17 protein-coding genes are annotated in these 19,116 nt (G+C 44.2%); 10 read left to right on the top strand and 7 right to left on the bottom strand.

Annotation, left to right across the window (positions count from 1 at the left end):
- Positions 1-160: 160 nt before the first annotated feature.
- Entirely contained in the window at positions 161-850 is a 690-nt protein-coding gene (locus AC1RNB_RS05885) for a LytR/AlgR family response regulator transcription factor (protein ID WP_493081536.1), read from the top strand.
- A gap of 22 nt (positions 851-872) precedes the next feature.
- Here AC1RNB_RS05885 and AC1RNB_RS05880 read toward each other — a convergent pair whose 3' ends face one another.
- The gene (locus AC1RNB_RS05880; RefSeq protein WP_493081534.1) at positions 873-1,202 is read right to left on the bottom strand and encodes a DUF4907 domain-containing protein; all 330 of its coding nucleotides are present in this window, start codon (positions 1,200-1,202) and stop codon (positions 873-875) included.
- Complete coding sequence (locus AC1RNB_RS05875) at positions 1,195-2,226, bottom strand: Kelch repeat-containing protein (RefSeq protein ID WP_493081532.1); 1,032 nt, start codon at positions 2,224-2,226, stop codon at positions 1,195-1,197. Before AC1RNB_RS05875 ends, AC1RNB_RS05880 begins: the two co-directional genes overlap by 8 nt.
- Positions 2,227-2,563: 337 nt before the next feature.
- Here AC1RNB_RS05875 and AC1RNB_RS05870 point away from each other — a divergent pair, with 337 nt between their 5' ends.
- The 3 genes from AC1RNB_RS05870 to AC1RNB_RS05860 all read left to right on the top strand — a co-directional run bounded on the left by AC1RNB_RS05870 (position 2,564) and on the right by AC1RNB_RS05860 (position 6,479).
- Positions 2,564-3,901, top strand: coding sequence for a DUF4270 family protein (locus AC1RNB_RS05870; protein WP_493081530.1), 1,338 nt, complete (start codon positions 2,564-2,566; stop codon positions 3,899-3,901).
- Between the two features lie 8 nt (positions 3,902-3,909).
- Positions 3,910-5,166 (top strand): BamG family beta-barrel-assembly machinery protein, encoded by a 1,257-nt coding sequence (gene bamG / locus AC1RNB_RS05865; RefSeq protein WP_493081528.1) that lies wholly within the window; start codon positions 3,910-3,912, stop codon positions 5,164-5,166.
- A 143-nt stretch (positions 5,167-5,309) separates the two neighbouring features.
- Complete coding sequence (locus AC1RNB_RS05860) at positions 5,310-6,479, top strand: N-acetylmuramoyl-L-alanine amidase (RefSeq protein WP_493081526.1); 1,170 nt, start codon at positions 5,310-5,312, stop codon at positions 6,477-6,479.
- A gap of 224 nt (positions 6,480-6,703) precedes the next feature.
- Here AC1RNB_RS05860 and AC1RNB_RS05855 read toward each other — a convergent pair whose 3' ends face one another.
- Positions 6,704-8,857, bottom strand: a complete 2,154-nt coding sequence (locus AC1RNB_RS05855) for a S9 family peptidase (protein WP_493081525.1) — start codon at positions 8,855-8,857, stop codon at positions 6,704-6,706.
- 85 nt (positions 8,858-8,942) lie between these two features.
- Here AC1RNB_RS05855 and AC1RNB_RS05850 point away from each other — a divergent pair, with 85 nt between their 5' ends.
- Positions 8,943-9,290, top strand: coding sequence for a carboxymuconolactone decarboxylase family protein (locus AC1RNB_RS05850; protein WP_493081523.1), 348 nt, complete (start codon positions 8,943-8,945; stop codon positions 9,288-9,290).
- A gap of 97 nt (positions 9,291-9,387) precedes the next feature.
- Entirely contained in the window at positions 9,388-10,425 is a 1,038-nt protein-coding gene (locus AC1RNB_RS05845) for a 2-oxoacid:ferredoxin oxidoreductase subunit beta (RefSeq protein WP_493081521.1), read from the top strand.
- A gap of 75 nt (positions 10,426-10,500) precedes the next feature.
- On the opposite strand, the gene AC1RNB_RS05840 is transcribed toward AC1RNB_RS05845, so the two are convergent.
- Both AC1RNB_RS05840 and AC1RNB_RS05835 read right to left on the bottom strand, forming a co-directional pair.
- A complete protein-coding gene (locus AC1RNB_RS05840; RefSeq protein ID WP_493081520.1) occupies positions 10,501-11,157 on the bottom strand; it encodes a response regulator transcription factor in 657 nt (218 codons plus the stop codon).
- 256 nt (positions 11,158-11,413) lie between these two features.
- Positions 11,414-12,289, bottom strand: a complete 876-nt coding sequence (locus AC1RNB_RS05835) for a cupin-like domain-containing protein (RefSeq protein WP_493081518.1) — start codon at positions 12,287-12,289, stop codon at positions 11,414-11,416.
- 107 nt (positions 12,290-12,396) lie between these two features.
- Here AC1RNB_RS05835 and AC1RNB_RS05830 point away from each other — a divergent pair, with 107 nt between their 5' ends.
- Positions 12,397-13,005, top strand: coding sequence for an L-threonylcarbamoyladenylate synthase (locus tag AC1RNB_RS05830; protein ID WP_493081517.1), 609 nt, complete (start codon positions 12,397-12,399; stop codon positions 13,003-13,005).
- Positions 13,006-13,307: 302 nt separating this feature from the next.
- On the opposite strand, the gene rnhB is transcribed toward AC1RNB_RS05830, so the two are convergent.
- Positions 13,308-13,880, bottom strand: a complete 573-nt coding sequence (rnhB, locus tag AC1RNB_RS05825; protein ID WP_493081515.1) for a ribonuclease HII — start codon at positions 13,878-13,880, stop codon at positions 13,308-13,310.
- 107 nt (positions 13,881-13,987) lie between these two features.
- Here rnhB and AC1RNB_RS05820 point away from each other — a divergent pair, with 107 nt between their 5' ends.
- The 3 genes from AC1RNB_RS05820 (at position 13,988) to AC1RNB_RS05810 (ending at position 18,120) form a co-directional block, all read left to right on the top strand.
- Positions 13,988-15,040 (top strand): COX15/CtaA family protein, encoded by a 1,053-nt coding sequence (locus AC1RNB_RS05820; RefSeq protein ID WP_493081513.1) that lies wholly within the window; start codon positions 13,988-13,990, stop codon positions 15,038-15,040.
- Positions 15,041-15,132: 92 nt separating this feature from the next.
- Positions 15,133-17,367 carry a patatin-like phospholipase family protein gene (locus AC1RNB_RS05815; protein ID WP_493081511.1) on the top strand — a complete coding sequence of 745 codons (2,235 nt, stop codon included), beginning with the start codon at positions 15,133-15,135 and terminating at the stop codon, positions 17,365-17,367.
- Positions 17,368-17,475: 108 nt separating this feature from the next.
- On the top strand, positions 17,476-18,120 hold the full coding sequence (locus AC1RNB_RS05810) for a hypothetical protein (RefSeq protein WP_493081509.1): 645 nt from the start codon (positions 17,476-17,478) through the stop codon (positions 18,118-18,120).
- 59 nt (positions 18,121-18,179) lie between these two features.
- Here the strand turns inward: AC1RNB_RS05810 and AC1RNB_RS05805 are convergent, their stop codons facing one another.
- On the bottom strand, positions 18,180-19,082 hold the full coding sequence (locus AC1RNB_RS05805) for a diacylglycerol/lipid kinase family protein (RefSeq protein ID WP_493081507.1): 903 nt from the start codon (positions 19,080-19,082) through the stop codon (positions 18,180-18,182).
- Between the last annotated feature and the right edge of the window lie 34 nt (positions 19,083-19,116).

Here is a 19,116-nt window from a genome sequence, read left to right as displayed (position 1 = left end):
CATCATCTGATTGTTAAGCCCGTTAACGTTTTGCCCGATTTGCCGATAGAAATGCCATGTTCGGGTGTTTTAACATTAAGTTAGTCTGCATGTTTCACAATTTGCGGTCTTACTAACGGCATAGGGGGAGTGAATGAGTACATCTTTATAACTGCTTAACATGAGGAAAATCGTCATTATTAATGACAATAACGAAGATGCGTTATTGTTACAGGAATTATTGCAAAATCATCCGGATGTATATGTTGCTGATATTTTTTCTTCTCTTGCAGAAGCGGCTCCATTACTCACTGCAGCGCATTACGATATCCTGATCTCCTCTATTTCTATTTTATCTATACTGATATCCACACAGAAAAATCTGCCCATATTGATTTGTATTGGTGTTGAGGAAGACGTCCCATCTGCTAGTGCCAAAAGAAGCATATTTGCCTGGCTGCATCTGCCATTTACATACGAAAGGGTACTGTCGCTGATTCAGAATGCTGAGCGGTATATGTTTCAATTATCAAGTAGCGTTGCAGAAAAAAGAGACTATGTATTTATTAAATCTGAGTATAAACTGATAAAGATCAATTTAGCAGATATTCTTTATCTCTCGGGGATGCGCGATTACACACAGGTTTTCCTTAAGGGGAAAACATCTCCTGTAACCACGCTTCAGAATCTTAAAGATTTCGAAATCAAACTTCCCGGTGCCAACTTTATCCGTGTTCACCGGTCTTATATTATTGCATTGAATCAGGTGGATTCGATTTGCCGGAATGAGATCCACATCGGTACCCATATCATTCCAATAGGCAATGCATACCGGTCTGTGCTGGATGAAATGATTGAAAAAAACTCCTGAGGCAAATCAGGAGTTTTTATTGTCAGCGGATATGGCAACTGTCCAGGTCTGATAAGAGAATCACAGGCAACCTGTTATCACTCATTTTACTTATTGCGAGTGTTCCTATCATCCTCGCTTCTTCCTCAGTAGAAAACCCTTTTCTGCCTGGCCTGGCAGGAATACAGGCCTGGTGGATATACACGGTATTGTTGATACAGATATCATATCCCCAGCCATCGGCTGTTTGAAAGGTCTTTACACTAACTTCCCTATCCGGCCCTTTACTTTTGGGTTTCCGTGTTAAGTAGGTAACTCCCCAACAAACTGCTGCAGAAACAAACAGGATGTAGGTCCAGTTTTTTTTAATCATTCGAATTATAGGTAATAGTGGGTTGAAATTCATCAATATCATCAAAATAATAGGTGCTGTTTCTTCCAGAAGCAACAAAGCCACGCCCTTTTAATGTAAATGCCACCGCCCCGGTTCTTTCGGCCCGTTCGTAGCTGGTTTTACGCGTCCATAGATCTGTAGTAAAACTATACTCCCATGTTTTTTTATTGTACGAGCCGCTCTCGCCAACTGTGATATATCCTTTGTCGCCAATCACAAAACCAACACCATTGGTTCGTATAATATCAGAATAATCATCATCGTAGGTTTCTGTACTGATATTGGCTATATCGCGTAATTGTGTCCAGCTGCCAGATCCAGATGGATCAAACATCCAGAAATCAGTAACATTGGTCCCGTTGTTGATGCCACAGGTTATATAAGCTTTACCATTGTAGATAAAAGCGATAGCACCGGATCTTTTGGCTCCGCCCAGGCTTACTTTCTGCGTCCAGCTTCCCATATTGTTACTTCCACCTGTTGGTGTAAACTCCCAGAGGTCTTTGGTATATCCTCCATCAAACCCTGTGGTGATATATCCCTTATCATTGATGCCAAAGCCAACAGCATCATACCGTGCTGTACCCCCAAAATTGCTTTTCTGTGCCCAACTGTTTGTAGCCGGATCATATTCCCAGGTATCATTCAAACGATTCAGGCCGTCAAATCCTGTAGTAATATATCCTTTATTACCCACAGTAAATCCTGTTGCAGAATTCCTGGCTACACCCGGAAACTGGGCGCGTTGTATCCAATAATTTTTTACAGGATCGTAAGCCCAGAAATCAGTGTAGCGGTTGGTTCCGTCATATCCGGTTCCCAAATAGGCAGTGTCGCCAATGGTAAAGCCTGCTGCTTCTGTTCGCGCATTACCTTCAAATTCAGAACGTTTTAACCAGTTTCCACTGGTATCTGATGAATCAGTGTCCCCGCTTTTTGAGCAGGAAAAGAAGATCATTAATAAACTTGCAGGCAGAAAGAAATAATACTGTAGTCGCTTCATGTATAAAATTTTGCCTGAAATTATCTGTCATCGCTTTCGCTAAATCGTTAAAATGGATTTTCGACAAGTATTCAAAGACGAATGCGCTGATTTTATCGGCAAATACTTTCTGCGTATTGATATTGCATGAAACTGTATCTTTTCGTATGAAGTCTGAACGAAGATTAATTTCCGGAGGCTATCATTATTCTCCCGCTATTCAAATTACTTGCAGATAAATATCACGCACTAATCGTCTGGATTCGGTAGTTAATCCATACTAACAATTCTCTAACAGGAGGGCTCTCTATTATTGTGCTCCTGTTATTTCTTTTCTCAGTAATACAATGATATCCCGATGTTGAAAATATGTTTTGCCGTTTTGTTTGTCTTGTTTTCTCTGGTCTGGATATCCTGCACAAAAGTTGATATTGCATTTGGCGAGCAATACCTCGATAATGGGTATACGCAGGTTGTGAAAGTTGATTCTTTTTCTGTGGAATTATCATCCATACTGGTGGATTCTTTTGTTACTTCCGGTAAAGGTGTTTCTATGATCGGTTCGCATACGGATCCGGTATTTGGAAAAATTGAGACGGAGAATTACCTCGAGTTGGCAGGACCGGTTTATACAGATGGCCTGGCAGATTCTTTCAGATCTGTCTTGTTTGATTCAATCGTATTGATCCTGAAACCTGATGGTTCTTATATCGGGGATACCTCGCAACCCTTAGAGATAAATGTTCACCGGCTATCAGAACCGATCCTTCCATATGCTAATGATATATTGTCAATTTATAATACCCGTAGATTCTCCGTTCAGCCGGATCTGCTCGGAAAAAAAACAATACTGTTTCGCCCGGGCGCTGGTAATGAAGTTACGGTGAGATTGCGTGATGATATGGGTAAAACCCTGTTAAGAAAATACCAGGATCCGAATGATCCTGATATTAAATCGAATGAAGCATTTCTGCAATATTTCAATGGATTGCGAATTAATGCTTCTGCCGGGAGTCAGTTGATATTTGGGGCTAAAGACAGTCTGGTGATGCGTTTATTCTACCAAAAACAGGGACTGCATCTGGAAAGTAAAACGATGGATTTTACGCTGTTGAATAAGAGTCATCATTTCAATCATATCCGCGTTGATAGATCGGCTACGGTGTTAAAGGACCTGGCTATCCGAAAGCAGATCAATAGTACGGAAACAGGCAATGCTGCTTATACCATGTATGCAGCCGGGGTAATGGCAAAACTTCGTTTCCCGACCGTCAGGGATGTGCTGAAACTGCCGAATTTTGCCGGAATTCTAAAAGCTACACTGGTGGTAAGGCCAGTACGCGGCAGCTATGGAACCAATTCCTATGTTTTGCCACCACAACTACGCCTGGCGCAAACCACCCAGTTGAATCTGATAGGAGATGATATCACGAGTTATGATGAGGCGGGGTATTCGCAGACACAAACGGGCGGACTGATAATTGATAATTTATATGGAGAGAATACCGACTATGCATATGACCTCACCCGGTACCTGAAATCCGCAGTTACAGCAGCAACCAATAACCAAAACGGGTTGTTGGTGATACCACCCGGCCCGGCATTGGAAACCCAGTTTGGCCGGCTGGTTGCTGGTAACAGGAATCATACGGCTGGGAAAATGGAATTATTAATCGTATATGCAGCAGTGCAATAACTCTACTTATGAAAAGGTATTTTGTAATAGGTTGTATGATTCATTGTTCAGTAACTCATTTGAATGCGCAAAACAATACATCGCCGTATTCTATGATCGGCATTGGTGATCTTGAGAAAAGTAGTTTCGACAGAACTTCGGGTATGGGGCATGCGGGACTGGCTTTGTCATCCAATCGTTTTTTCTACCAGGCTAATCCGGCTTCTTATGCCAGACTGGATGAACATTTTTTTTATTTAGAAGTGTCTTCCCGTTTTAAATCGGTAGGGTATTCCGGAACAGCTGTTACAGACCCTGTAAACAACTGGTCTGCAGATATGCAGTTTAAAAAACTGGCGTTGGCCATTAAACCTGCTTCCCGCTGGGCTGTTGGTGTTGGGTTGATGCCATACAGTACTTCCAACTACTCTTTTAACAGCAAAAAAGTATTACAGGGAAGTAACCTGGATATTGATGCTTATTATGAAGGCTCCGGCAGCACCAACCAGTTTTATATCACCAACAGTTTTACCATTGCGAAAAACCTGTTTGTGGGATTGCAGACTTCTTATTTATTTGGTCAGATGCAGGAAACGGAAACGCTTTCGCAGGATATTTCGGATAGCGTTTTGAGTACCACCCGGAACATGGTGATCGGTAATCCGTGTCTCAAACTGGGCCTGCAGTATTCCTTCAGACTTGGGAAAGCAATAGATCTGTCATTGGGAGCCACTCTCTCGAATCAAACAAGATTGAATGCCAGTTACGCGCTTCAGGTAAAAGAGGGTAATACAATTATTCTGAACGATGAATATTATAAATCCAAGTATTTCACCCTGCCGCTAACCTATGCGACCGGTGTGGCTGCTACCTATCAGAATGCGTATACAGTAGCTTTTGATTATACCTATCAGGGCTGGAGTAACCTGAATTATCAGGGGGTCAATTATTCGCTCGTAAACAGCCAGCGTTTTTCGACAGGTGTCGAATATGCAAAAAAGCTAAAGTATCTTAATCAGTCGTATGAAAAATATTTTTTTCAGGCAGGTTTCTTCTATAATAATTCCTACCTCCGGATAGCAGGGCAACAATTAAATGAGTATGGTGCCACATTTGGTGCCGGCATGCAACTGGCCAGAAGTGGGCTGGGTTTACAGGGTGCCATGGAAATAGGAAAACGCGGTACTACAGATGCGGGTCTGATCAAAGAAAAATACACGCAATTTACAATGACCATCAGTTATCGGGATTTTTGGCCGTCGCGTAAAATGAAAAGATATGATTGATGCTATTTTCAACTATAAAACTGCAGGCTCGCTTTTGTGAACCGGCAGTTTTAGATTAACTAAGGGAGCGGGGAAGTATTCTTACTTCCCCAATTTTTGTGTAGCGTGTGTATTCATCGGATTTATCTTTTTATCTTCAATGGATGAAGCTCCCTCTTACCCTCGTATTTTGTGTGCTACTAAGTCAGGTAACCGCGCAAAGCCCTGTACCTGCCTATTTGCTTACCCGTACTACCGGTAAATTACCCGCCTTGTCTTATGGCCAGGGCGAAGACAGGTTAGGCGGCGCCAAAATGGGATATATTGATACCAATGTACTGATGCGGGTAGTTGATTCTGCTCAAAATATGTACACGGTACAGCTCTCCAAATTTCATACGGCTTTTATAGAGAAAACTTACCTGAAACCCGATAGCGCGCAAACCGAATTGCCTTTTTACCTCACTAATTCCTTTAGTGTAAAAGGCGATTCGGCCTATGATTATGTAAATATCAGCATGACGGAGAAACTACCTTATAAATCCTGGATGGAGATCAATCCCTCCCGCATTGTAGTAGATATTTACGGGGTGCAGAGTAATACCAACTGGATCACACAACTGCAATCGCTGAAAGAGGTAAAAAACGTTTATTATAACCAGGTAGAAGATGATGTGATCAGGGTTTTTATTGAACTGCAGCATCGTCAGCACTGGGGATATAGTATCGGATACAAAGGCCGGTACCTCGTGGTAAAAATAAAACGGCAGCCCGCTAAATTAGACTTTCGTAATCTCACCATTGCCATCGATGCGGGCCATGGCGGAACCAATGCCGGAACAGGCGGCATGATAGCGAAGTATGAAGAAAAATACTACACCCTTTTATTTGCGAAAGCCCTGGAAAGACAGCTCAGGAAAAAAGGAGTGAAAAAGATCATCATGACCCGCACTACCGATACTACTTTCGATAACAAAGACCGGGTTCTTTTTCTGCAGGAGCAAGACCCTGATTTTTTAATCAGTCTGCACCTGAACTCAAGCAATAACAAAGAGATCAACGGGGTAAGCACGTATTATAAACATATCGGGTTCCGCCCACTCACACAAACGGTACTGAAACGCATGCTGGAGCTGAAACTGAATGAATTCGGTAATGTGGGCAATTTCAATTTTGCCATGAATGCACCCACTGATTTTCCGAATTGTTTACTCGAGATTGCCTTTCTGAGTAATGAGGCGGATGAGAAAAAAATTATCCGCAGTCAGTTTCAGGAAGACGTTGCCAAAAAAGTAGTGATGGGTGTAACCGACTGGTTAAATGGCATGAAGTGATGGATAAAAAATCCGGAACCTGTTTCAACAAAACAGGTTCCGGAAGAATTTTAGTAATTGTTTGAATGAATTGGTACCAATTGCTTATTCCTCTGCGAAAACTCCGCTTCTCTTCTTCTCTGCGGTTGGAGTAAGCGCTATCCAACCGCAGAGCCGCTGAGAACAGGGAGTTTTCGCAGAGAAAAGCCATGTGGCTATTGTAAATAATTAACGCAAACAGATTCTTAGTGTTTGATAAACCGCTCGAAAAATTCAATTGTACGCAGCATCTGGTCTATCCGCTGGCGGTTATTACCGCTTCTGGTTAATTCATGTGTACCACCGGGGTGACGTACATATTCTACCGTTCTGCCCAGCACTTTTAAACTCCTGTATAACATTTCGCCCTGGATCACACCCGTGCGCAGATCGTTCTCGCCATGGAAAATGATATAGGGGGTATGAATATTCTGTACATAAGTGATGGGCGATTCTCTTTCCAATAGTGGTTTAACGGTGGGCTCCCAGGGATAACCGCCAAAATAATTAGGTACCAGGCGCCAGGCATTGCCTTCTCCGAAAAAAGTACCCAGATCATATACACCGCGTTGCGAGCAGGCGGCCTTAAAACGCTGGTCGTGACTGATGATCCATGCCACCAGGTAACCTGCATAGGAACCACCGGTAACTGCCAGTCGGGCCGTATCAATGAATCCGGCTTCACCGGCTTTGTCTAAATACGTGAGTACATCATAGGTAGGTCCGGTACCCCAATCGTTGATATTGGCACGGAGAAATTCGGCACCATAACCGCCGGAACCCCTTGGGTTGCCATATACCACTGCATACCCTTTGGCAGCATAATACTGAAACTCGTGCCACATAGAACTTTCGCCGGGTCCCCACATAGCGGTAGGGCCACCGTGAATATTCAGAATAGTGGGATATTTTTTGCCGGGTTCGAAATTGGTGGGTTTCATTATCCAGTATTCAACCGTTAATCCCTTCTCGTTCACGAAACTTTTTTTCTCAGGAAAACTGAGTTTCTTGTTTTTGATCCAGTCGGCGTTAAAACTACTGAGGCGAACCAGATTCTTAAGGGAGGCATCGGCCGCATACAGTTCAAACGGATTGGCTACTTCTGTTTTTGCAAAAACCAGTTTGTTATTGAGCAGGTCAAAAGAGCTGATGCCTGCATTTACATCAGATAAGGCTTCCACTTTTCGGGTGGCCAGCTCTGCACGGTACAAAGGTGCGCCGCCATTACTTTGTGCGGAGAAATACAGGTATTTTTCATCCTTGCTCCAGGTGAGATTTCCTTTGTTGCGGTCGAAGGGGATATTGATAATGTCTTTGGCAGTTCCGTTAACGGGCATGATAGCGAGCATGGGTATATCTACAAAAGAAGTATTGCCATACTGGAAGGCCAGCCATTTGCCGGATGGAGAAAGCCGGGCGCTATTGTAATTTTTTCCTTCGGCACCCAATACCATTTTCAGGTTACGGCTGTTGAGGTCTAACAGGAAGATGGCGCTTTCGAGAGAGCGGTCGGGGTGCTGTGTATCATCTGCATCTCCGCTAATAATCAATTGTTTGCCATCCGGGGTAAAATCAGCACTGCCGAAGCGGTAGAAACCGTGGGTAACTGCCTGTGGTTTGGCGCCTGGTTCGGCATTCATGAGAAAGAAATGGCTGAAACTCATATCTGCACTGGTGGTACTCTCTTCCTGAAAATTGAGTTTGTTGATGACTTTTGCCTTTTTATCATTGGCGTTATTTTCCAGGTAGGCCCTGATCTCTTCCCAATTACCGTCGGGGTCGGGTTTGGCATTGTTCGGGAGTAACTGGGTGTTCTTGTCAAAGCCCGGTTTTTCATAGGGCCATTTCGGGATCTCTTTGTTGGGGTTGAGGTCGGTATCTTTCAGCAGGTCTTTGAGGGGAATACTGGCTGCAAACAGCAATTGTTTGCCATCCGGACTCCATTTTGGGGAGCTTGCGCCGTATTTATGTTTGGTGTACTGAACAGGTTCGCCACCCTCGAAGGATAAAACGAATACCTGGGGTTTGCCCTCTACGGCTCGTACAAAAGCCAGTTGGTTGCCATCGGGGCTCCAGGCGGGCTGAGAGGCAGATTCTCTGGCCGTTAGGGCTTTGGGGGCGGAAGAACCATCGGTAGGGGCCAGGTACAGCTGGTTCTGGTATTTGAATTCCCATTTGCTGTCGCCATCGGGTTCTATCTGGTTTACCACAAAAGCCACTTTGCTGCCATTGGGGCTAAGGGTTACGCTGTTGATCTGTTTGATCTTGAGCATATCGGTTACCTTGATCAGTTCTGTTCCGTTCTGGGCTGATACCAGCCGGGTGCCAAAGAGAACCAGTAAAAGGAGGATTTTCTTCATAACAGTTGGTTTGAACGGTTAAAATACAAAGAAATGACATGCTCTCCGGCCCTGCGCCTTATTTTTGCCCTCTAAACACACGGATATGAGCCCATTAGTACAAGAGTTCAACAGCTACCGCGAAAGGATGAATGAAGTGATCCTCAGCAAGAATAACCTGGTGATGAAACGCCTCTGGAACCTCGATACCAATACCTACGATGCGGGTGCCCTCGACAAAAAAACCAAGGAAATGCTGGGCCTCGTGGCCAGTATGGTTTTGCGTTGCGATGACTGCATTAAATACCACCTCGGGAAGAGCCACGAATTAGGGGTAAACACGGAAGAAATGTATGAGATCTTTGCCGTAGCCAATATTGTGGGTGGCACCATCGTGATCCCGCATACCCGCCGTGCGGCCGAGTATTGGGAAGAATTGCAGAATAATTCCTGATCAGGCGTCTATAATTGGCAATTATTCAGGATATTTATACCCCAATTTCAAATAGATGATTACTGTTTTGAGCAGTAATTGATAATTAACCAGAGCCATGTCAGAAACAGCTACAGCAGTTCCGCAGTTAACAGCCAAAGATTTTGCAACAGACCAGGAAGTACGCTGGTGCCCCGGTTGCGGCGATTATTCGATTCTTGCCCAGGTGCAGAAAGTAATGCCCACCATCGGCATCCCCAAAGAAAATATTGTGATCATCAGCGGTATCGGTTGCAGCAGCCGTTTTCCGTATTATATGAACACTTACGGGATGCACAGCATCCATGGTCGTGCCACTGCCATTGCGAGCGGATTAAAAGCCAGTCGCCCCGAACTGAGCGTATGGATCGTTACCGGCGACGGTGATGGTCTGAGTATCGGTGGTAACCACACCATTCACCTGCTGCGTCGTAACCTGGATGTGAATGTGTTGTTGTTCAACAACCAGATATATGGATTAACCAAGGGACAATATTCTCCTACTTCAGAAGAACATAAGATTACCAAGAGTACGCCGTTTGGCAGTATCGACCATCCGTTTAATCCACTGGCACTGGCCATGGGTGCGGATGCTACTTTTATCGCCAGAAGTATGGACCGTGATCCCAAACACCTGCAGAGCATGCTTACCCGCTCTTACCAGCACAAGGGTTCTTCGTTCTTAGAGATCTACCAGAACTGTAACATTTTTAACGATGGTGCTTTTGAAATATTTACTGAAAAAGGATCCAAGCCGGATGAAGCACTGTTCCTGGAGCAGGGCAAGCCATTGATCTTTGGCGCTAATCAAAACAAGGGTATCAAGCTGGATGGGCTGAAACCGGTAGTGGTGGAACTGGGCAATGGTGTTAGTGCCGATGACCTGTGGATCCATGACGACCGCGATTTCTACAAAGCACAGACCCTGGTGCGTATGTTTGATGATCCTGCTAAATCAGGTGGACATTTCCCCAGACCGTTTGGTGTGTTTTACGAAACAGACCGCCCCTGTTACGAAGATATGATGGCGATGCAGATTGAAGAGACCATCGCTGCCAAAGGCAAGGGTAATCTTGATAAACTGATCCGCGGAAAAGAAGTGTGGGAAATTATGTAAGCAACAATTCCTGAAAGAAATAACAAATCCCCGCAGTTGCGGGGATTTTGTATTGGGGGGATAGGGGAAGATTATTTATGCCTTGGTAATGCCGTTCCTGAAGGCAAACAGAACCAGGCCGATCCGGGATATGACATCAATTTTTTCGAACAGGATATCGCGGTAGCCATCGATTGTGCGGTGGCTTACACACATTTCGGCAGCTATTTCTTTGTAAGATTTTTCTGTGCAGAGCCAGCACAGAAATTCCTTTTCCCGCTCGCTCAATCCCATGGCAATTTCCCATTCTGTGGCCCGGGTTGTTTCCGGATCGGTATGAATGGTATCAACGATTTTCTTATACAGGATCTCGTTTACGTAAATCCCTTTTCTCGATACTTCATCCAAACCTCTTTTCATGTCTTCCAGTTCTATCTCTTTCAGCATATAACCCCGCGCACCGTTCCGTAACATGCGGATCACGGTCCATTCTTCTCTTTGCATACTAAGGGCAATTACACGGATCTCGGGATAATGCTGACTGATCCAGTAGGTGGTTTCGAACCCGTTCATCAGGGGCATACTCACATCCATCAATACAATGGAGGGTAGTTCATCGGGGTCCAGCAGTTGTATAAAATGGCGGCCATTATTTGCCTGGAACAATACTTTGTACCCCGGAAAAGTATTGATCACATTGGCAAGCGCATTGCGGAGTAAAGAATGATCATCAACCAGCACTACTTTATTCATATAATGGTTTTTAGCAGCGGATTTGGTATGGCAGTTGGAATTGGGGTAAACAAATTGCGGTTTTTTATTGAAGGAAACAACCGTTAAAACACCCAATTTTTTGCGTAGAAGCTACCTTGTAAGGAAAGAACCGGTACTGTAGTTTTAGAGCAGAGTAAAAAAGTGAAGACGACTTTTTCTCTATTCAGTTCACACGGGGTTACAGACAAACGGAAGGCGGCACAAGGCCGCCTTTTCGTTTATATTGGGATGAAGTTTAGCTGGCTTTTTCCGCATTCTCGAAAATGCGCTTCTTTTTCCAGTTGTACCAGGGTTTTGGTACGGTTTTTTTCAGAACGGTATCAATGGTACGCATACCAAACAGGTTCCATACACCGGTGAGTTTGCCTGTGAGCGAGGGTTGCATAGCCCGTAAACTCATGGCAAAACCGCTATCGAGGTATTCCATATGGTGCCAGTAACCGGCCGGCATAAATAAGGTTTCGCCGTGGTACAGGGTAAGGTCATAGCCCCTTGCTTTTTTTAAAGCGGGAAATTGTTCGTAATCCAGTTGGCTGTTTTCGGGGTCATAATACTGGCTGAAATCAGCCATACTCAATACCTCAAATGGTTTGCGGTACAATTTATACTGCTCTTCCTGCGGAAATAACAGGATCCTTTTTCTGCCGGCAAACTGTGTATGCAGGATATGGCTCAGATCAATATCAAAATGCATATGGGTGACGGAAGTTTGTCCGCCGGTAAACAGCATCGGATATTTCTTCACAAACCCGCTCATCAGGTGATCCGGCCAGCTGAAATCCTGGATCAGTTGCGGGGCATGGTCAAATATGTTGAATAAAAAGATCCGCCAGGCGGCAGGACCTTCTTTGATCATATCAATATATTCCCCAAAAGTTTTGTAATCATCGGCTGTATTGATGGGCGTGTAGGCATCGCTTTTTACATTGTTATATAACCCTACCTGCTGGTGGCCAACCAGTTCTTTAAAATAGTCCCAGTTCCATTTTTCATAAGCGGGCCAGCTTTTGGCAAGGTTCCTGATCACCAGAGGCCGCATAGCATCATAATAATTCCGCTTAAAATCATCGGGATGGATCTCGTCTACTATGTCAACGCCCTGTAATTGCATAGGTGCTATTGGTTTTTGCAAAAATAACTGGCTGAAACGATTATCCAAAGACAGAATGGTTAAAGTCTTTATAATGAAAACCATTACTTATAATGTAAATTTGCCGTATGCTGCTGCAGATCCACCCGGATAATCCTAATCCACGACATATTAAAACCGTGATCGAATGCCTGCTGGATGGGGGGGTGATCATTTATCCTACCGATACTATTTACGGATTGGGCTGTGATATTTTTCAGCACAAAGCCATTGAGCGGATTGCCCGCATCAAACAGATCGATCCGGCAAAAGCACAGTTGAGTTTTGTCTGTTACGACCTCAGCGATCTGAGTAAATACACCAAAAGTATTTCCACACCTTTGTATCGTTTGTTGAAAAACTATTTACCCGGTCCCTATACGTTCATTCTTCCTGCCAGTAAAGAAGTACCTAAAATACTGCACAGCAAAAAAAGTACCATTGGCCTGCGTGTGCCCGATAACAGGATTGCGCAAACCATTGTGAAAGAACTTAATCATCCTATTCTCTCGGCTTCCTTGCCCGGTGAGATGGTAGAAGAGTACACTGATCCGGAAATTATTTATGAAAACTTTCAGAACCTGGTTGATATTGTAGTTGACGGTGGTATCGGTGGCATGATTCCTTCTACGATCGTGGATTGCACCAGCGATGTGTATACAGTAACCAGGCAGGGTGCCGGTGTTTGGGAAGAATGATCTACTGTTTAATGTTTTGTTCCGTTGAATTATTTTAATTCAATTCCGGTAGAAAAATCAAATCTGATAATTAGAGGTAATCGGTGAAAAAAAACTAATCAGACCCTGTGTACGGGCCTCTTTTTGTTCGGTGCCGAGCGAAGGCGAAGGCAGACAAAATGATGCGTAGCATCCCGCTGCAAAGCGGGAGCAGAAGAAAAAACAGCCCGGGAATAGGGACGGGGCCCAGCGGCCGGGAGCGACTATAAATCTCGCATAGGAGGGTGATTTTTTAATAAGTAACTTTCTCTGTTCAGTTGCAATTATATCCTGTAACTCTTACGGTGATATTTACACAAACCATATTGTTCTATCGCTTTCCGGTGTACCGCTGTTCCGTAGCCTTTGTTTTTATCCCACCCGTACTGCGGAAATTCTTTGTGCAGTTCTAAGAGATATGCATCCCGGTAGGTTTTGGCCAGAATACTGGCCGCAGCAATAGAAGCCAGTTTGCCATCGCCTTTGATAATGCATTGATGGGGTGTTTGGGCGTAGGGTTTAAAACGGTTGCCATCAATCAGTAACAATCCCGGCGGTGGTGTTAACTGTTCAATGGCAAGGTGCATGGCTTTGAAAGAGGCCTGCAGAATATTGATCCGGTCTATCTCTTCATTATCTACACTGGCCACGGCCCAGCTGAGGGCCTGGGTTTCGATGACTTCTTTTAATAAGTCTCTTTGTTTGACCGATACCTGTTTGCTATCGTTAAGCAGAGGATGGTAAAATCCTTCCGGCAATATAACAGCCGCTGCAAATACAGGACCGGCATAACAACCGCGGCCGGCTTCGTCCACACCCGCTTCGGGCAGTTCCGTTTGGTAGAACAGCGATAACATGTTGGTAAAATTCAACAATCCACCCCATACTTTCCAAATTCGTTTTCACAAAATAAGCACTGGCTGGCCGATACCGTTACCTTTGCACACAGACAGAAAACAGCTTTATGGATACAACAGCGCGTTCTTCCAGACTGGTGGCTACCTGGTTACTGATCGGGGTAGGCATGACAGTGATACAGGTGGCCCTGGGCGGTATTACCCGTTTAACCGGCAGTGGGTTGTCTATTACCCAGTGGGATGTGATCACCGGCTCCTTACCCCCGCTGAACGAACAGCAGTGGATGGTTGAGTTTGATAAGTACCGCCAGACCCCGCAGTTTCAATTGCTCAATTTTGAATTTACCCTGTCTGATTTCAAATTCATTTTTTTCTGGGAATGGTTTCACCGTTTATGGGCCAGAACCATCGGACTGGTATTTGCCTTCGGCTTTGTCTGGTTCCTGGTGAAAAAGCATTTCAAAAAAGAAATGATCACGCCCTTGCTCGTGTTGTTTCTGCTAGGGGCTTTGCAGGGAGCCATCGGCTGGATCATGGTAGCGAGTGGATTAACCGGCGATGCCGTATATGTAAAACCCACCCGCCTGGCACTGCATTTTATTTTTGCATTAGGGCTGCTCTGTTACTGTTTCTGGTTTGCCCTGCAGTTACTCGTAAAAAAAGAATCCATTATTCAACAGCCGAAACTTCGGAAATGGAATATCACTATTCTCGCCATCCTGGTGGTTCAGTTGATATATGGCGCATTGATGGCGGGGCATAAAGCCGCAACCGTTGCCCCTACCTGGCCAAGTATTAATGGCGATATGGTGCCGGCTACCTTGTTTATCGACCAGCCCTTTCTGCTGAATTTTATCGACAATAAGATTCTCATCCATTTTATTCACCGCGGATTGGCGTATCTTTTATTGATTTTGATCCTGTACTGGTCTTTGCAACTCACTCGTACCAAAGGCTCGGTATTGTTTGAGAAAACAAAACGCTGGCCGCTCTATCTCGTACTGGCACAGGTGGCTTTGGGCATTGCTTCTTTATTAACCAGTACCGGTATTGTTCCGGGGCAGTGGGGCGCTTTTGAGTGGATGGCACAGTTGCACCAGTTGGTGGGTATGCTGTTGCTGTTATCGCTTGTTTGGACTTTATATATTGTGAGAAAGTAACTTTTTGATTGGCGAATTTTGTTTGAAGGAAAGTTGGGAACTTACCCTATGATCTGAAGCAGCTAAGTTGATAAATCATCAGTCTTACAGATATGAAAAAATACCTGACAGGTATCGCCTATTCCTTGCCGGTACAGTTGTTTCTGCTGCATTTCAGGCGGTACCAGGTATTCCTTGTTTTCTGGTATATTCTGTTCGCAACCGTGGCCGGAGGTTTCATGTTCACTTTCGGGGCCAATACACTTTACCTGGCGCCGGAATATTTCGGCGAAGTAACTGCATTGAGTACTGCTATACTGGGTTTTGCGTTGGGTATTTTTATCATGAGCTGGAATATCACTACGTTTATCCTGCACAGTAAGAACATCCGGTTTTTGGCCACTACAGCGCAACCCTTTCTGAAATACTGTTTGAATAATTCGTTGATCCCGTTATTTTTCCTGGTCTTTTACCTGGTAAAAGCGGTACGCTATGCTTCTTACCAGGAACTGTTTCCTGCCGGCGAGGTTTTCTGGCTGGTGGGTGGTTTTACGGGTGGATTGATTTTATCCGTCATCATTTCCTTTCTCTATTTTTTCGGGGTGGATAAGACCATTTTTTTTACGATGGGGGATGTGATCCGCTCTGCCAATGCACGGTATGAAAAGATCACTGCCAAAAAAAATCTGCCACAGGAGCGGATGGAGATGCGGGTAGACTGGTTTCTGAGTGGCAAATTCCACCTGCGTAAACCCAGGGATGTAAGGCACTATAGTCAGGGGTTTCTTGATACCGTATTTAAACGTCACCATGTAGCGGCTGTGATTGCCATTGTAATTGCCTTTGTGTTTTTGATATTGGTAGGATATATATCCGATGCCCGTTTATTCCAGTTGCCTGCGGCTGCCAGTATCACTATTTTCTTTGCGATATTGATTGCCCTGGCAGGTGCCGTTTCTCTTTTTCTGCATTCCTGGAGTATACCATTGGTGGTGCTGGTGTATCTGTTGTTAAACATATTGTACCAACGCGAAGTGATTGATCCGCGCAACAAAGCCTATGGACTGAATTACCTGAATACCACCGAACGACCTGCCTACGATCGGGAAACCATTGCGGCTCTCGCCAGCGAAGAAAATATCGCATCCGATAAAAAACATTTTATAGAAGTACTGAATAAGTGGAAAGCCAGGCAAAAAATGGACAAACCAGTGATGTACCTCATCAGTACCAGTGGTGGTGGCGCCCGCAGTGCCGCTTTTACGATGAATGCCCTGCAAAGGCTGGATAGTTTGCTTAATGGACAGCTGATGAACCAGACCATGCTCATTAACGGAGCATCAGGCGGTATGCTGGGCGCAGCGTATTTCAGGGAATTGTATTATGAGAAAATAAAAGGAGCCAGTATAGATCTGCAGAGTAAACAGTATGTAGAAAATATCACCAAAGACCTGCTGAATCCTTTGTTCTCTTCTTTTGTTACGAGGGATATCATGGGTCCGGTGCAGAAATTTACCAGCAACGGATATGAATATGCCAAAGACAGGGGCTATGCTTTTGAACGGAAACTGAATGAGAATACAGCAGGTGTGATGGATAAAACCCTTCGCGATTATGTACAGCCAGAAGCGGCTGCACAATTGCCTACCATGTTTTTTAATTCGGTGATTACCCGCGATGGCCGCAAAATGATCATCAGTACCCATCCTGCCCGTTTTCTGATGAAGCCGATCAGCGATACCAGCCGCCAACTGACCCCGGTAGATCCGGATGCCATTGACTTTCATTCTTTCTTCCGCAAACAGGATGCTATGAATATGAATGTACTTTCTGCCCTGCGGATGAATGCCACTTTCCCTTATGTATTACCCAACGTGTGGTTACCCACCCAACCCATAATTGATGTAATGGATGCCGGCCTGCGCGATAATTTCGGGCAGGAAGCCTGTCTGCGGTTTATCAATGTGTTCAAAGACTGGCTCAAAGCCAATACCAGCCAGGTGGTATTACTGCAACTGCGCGACCGGAGCCTGAGTGATTGGGACAAACCCTTTGAAGGCAATTCGCTGATGAGTTTTATGACCAAACCTTTCCTGATTTTACAGAACAACTGGTACAAAATGCAGGATTACCAGCAGTACGATCAGTTGCAATACCTCTCCAATATGTATGGCCCGGGTTTTCATAGTATCACGTTCCAATATGTGCCTACTAAAAATGACGCACCGGCCAGTCTGAGTTTTCATTTAACAGCTGCTGAAAAAAGAGATATTGCTTTGGCATTGGATAACCCGGTAAATAAAAGGGAGTTTGAAAGGGTGAAGCAGATAAGCGCATTAAGGAAGTAAAATCTTTTCTACGTGGTATAATAAATGATACCTGCAGAATTTGATAGCATACAACAATCGTTGCTGTGTTTTATGTAAATAGTTTTTTCAAACGTAGTTGTTAAATCAATGAATAGTTTTAACAGGAAGCAATGTATTGCTTATATAGTATTACTGCTTGCCGGCGTAATGGCGTGCAGAAATGTGCAACAGCAGGAATATCTTACCGCAGATAAGCTGGAAGTGGATATTATCAACGATATTCTATTGAAAGTGGTGGACACTACCAGTTATCAGTATGAAAAGTACGCAACTGTTTACGGCAAGGATTCAATGAATGATATACATCCTGCTAAAGAAAAAGTAATCGCTGTATATACAAAAATGGATAACATATACGAATGGGAAACAAATATCACAACAGCATTAGGAGATCAAAGCAGCGGTTTAAAAAGAATCTCATTCATAAAAATTCAGAAACTTTTATCCAATAATCATACTGATACACTACAGAAACAATTAGTGATCAATAGTCTCTCAGCTACTCCCGGTTATAAACTGGCGGAATATACCGATAAGAAAGTCCGGAGAATACCGGGAACGATCAGCCGGATAAAATTCTCAAGAATATTATATGATGATAAAGACGGAGTAGGAGTGCTGGCGGTAACCACTGCTGATAATATTAAATCAGGAAAGGTTACAATCGTATTTGTAGAACGGATAGCTGGTAAATGGGAAGTTGTTGCGGCACCTGTTGCAGAGATCTGGTAGCCGCTTCTATTTCAGTTATTAGAAAGTTGAGAAGGCTTACCTGAAAATTGCATGAGAATTTATGCCTGTATCAAATCAAAACAGTCTTTCAAAATCTGTATATTAAATTCTTCCATGCTTTCCCTCGGTTCGCCATCAATATGCAGGGGTGCATGTTTCATGTTGCGGATGGTGATGGAAGGGGTTTGGAAGTAAAGGATATTTTTCTCCGTCATATCTTCTACCAGCTGCTGTAGTTTGTTATTGCCGCGGATCTGCTGTAAAATGGCAAAGGGTAATTTGGCTTTGTTCATTTTCTGCACGATCACAATATCCAGTAAACCATCATTAAGACTAGCCTTGGGTGCAATGGTAAAATTGTTGCCGAACTGGTTACTGTTAGCAATACTGATGAAAAATGCCTCACAGAAAAAAGAGAAATTATCCAGCACGATCTCGAACTGGTAAGGATGGGCTTTGAAAAAATTGACAATACTTTGCTGTGTATAGGTAAGTAAACCACGGGAAGCTTTGGTAGCAAAATCATGGGCTACCTGTGCATCAAAACCAATACCGCTGAGCATACAGGAATACTGGTCGTTCACGAGAAAAGCATCCGTTTTACGGGCCGTGCCGCTGAAGATCAATGCCAGCGATTGCTGCGGTTTCATGGGTATATTGGCCGCTCTTGCCAGACCATTGCCTGAACCTACCGGGATAATACCAAAGCGCACAGGCAGTTCGCGTAGGGCATTGGTTACCTGGTTAACGGTGCCATCTCCGCCAATAATAACAACGTCTGTATAATTTTCCTGCAGGATCATGTCCTTCAGGTGGTCATACGCTCCCGCCGCATTGGTGGCTTCTATGATATAAGGAATCTCCTGTGCCGCTGTTTCCCGCTCAATCAGTTTTCGGATCCCTTCTTTTCTCGAAGTGCCGGATATAGGGTTCAGTAAATAAATAATCTTTCTATCACTCATTTCAATCGTTACTGTCTTTAAATAGATAAACAAA

Source organism: Sediminibacterium sp. GW821-FHT12F12 (assembly GCF_058806635.1).
Note: the sequence above shows the minus strand (reverse complement) of the source record. Positions and strands in the feature narration are given on the sequence as shown.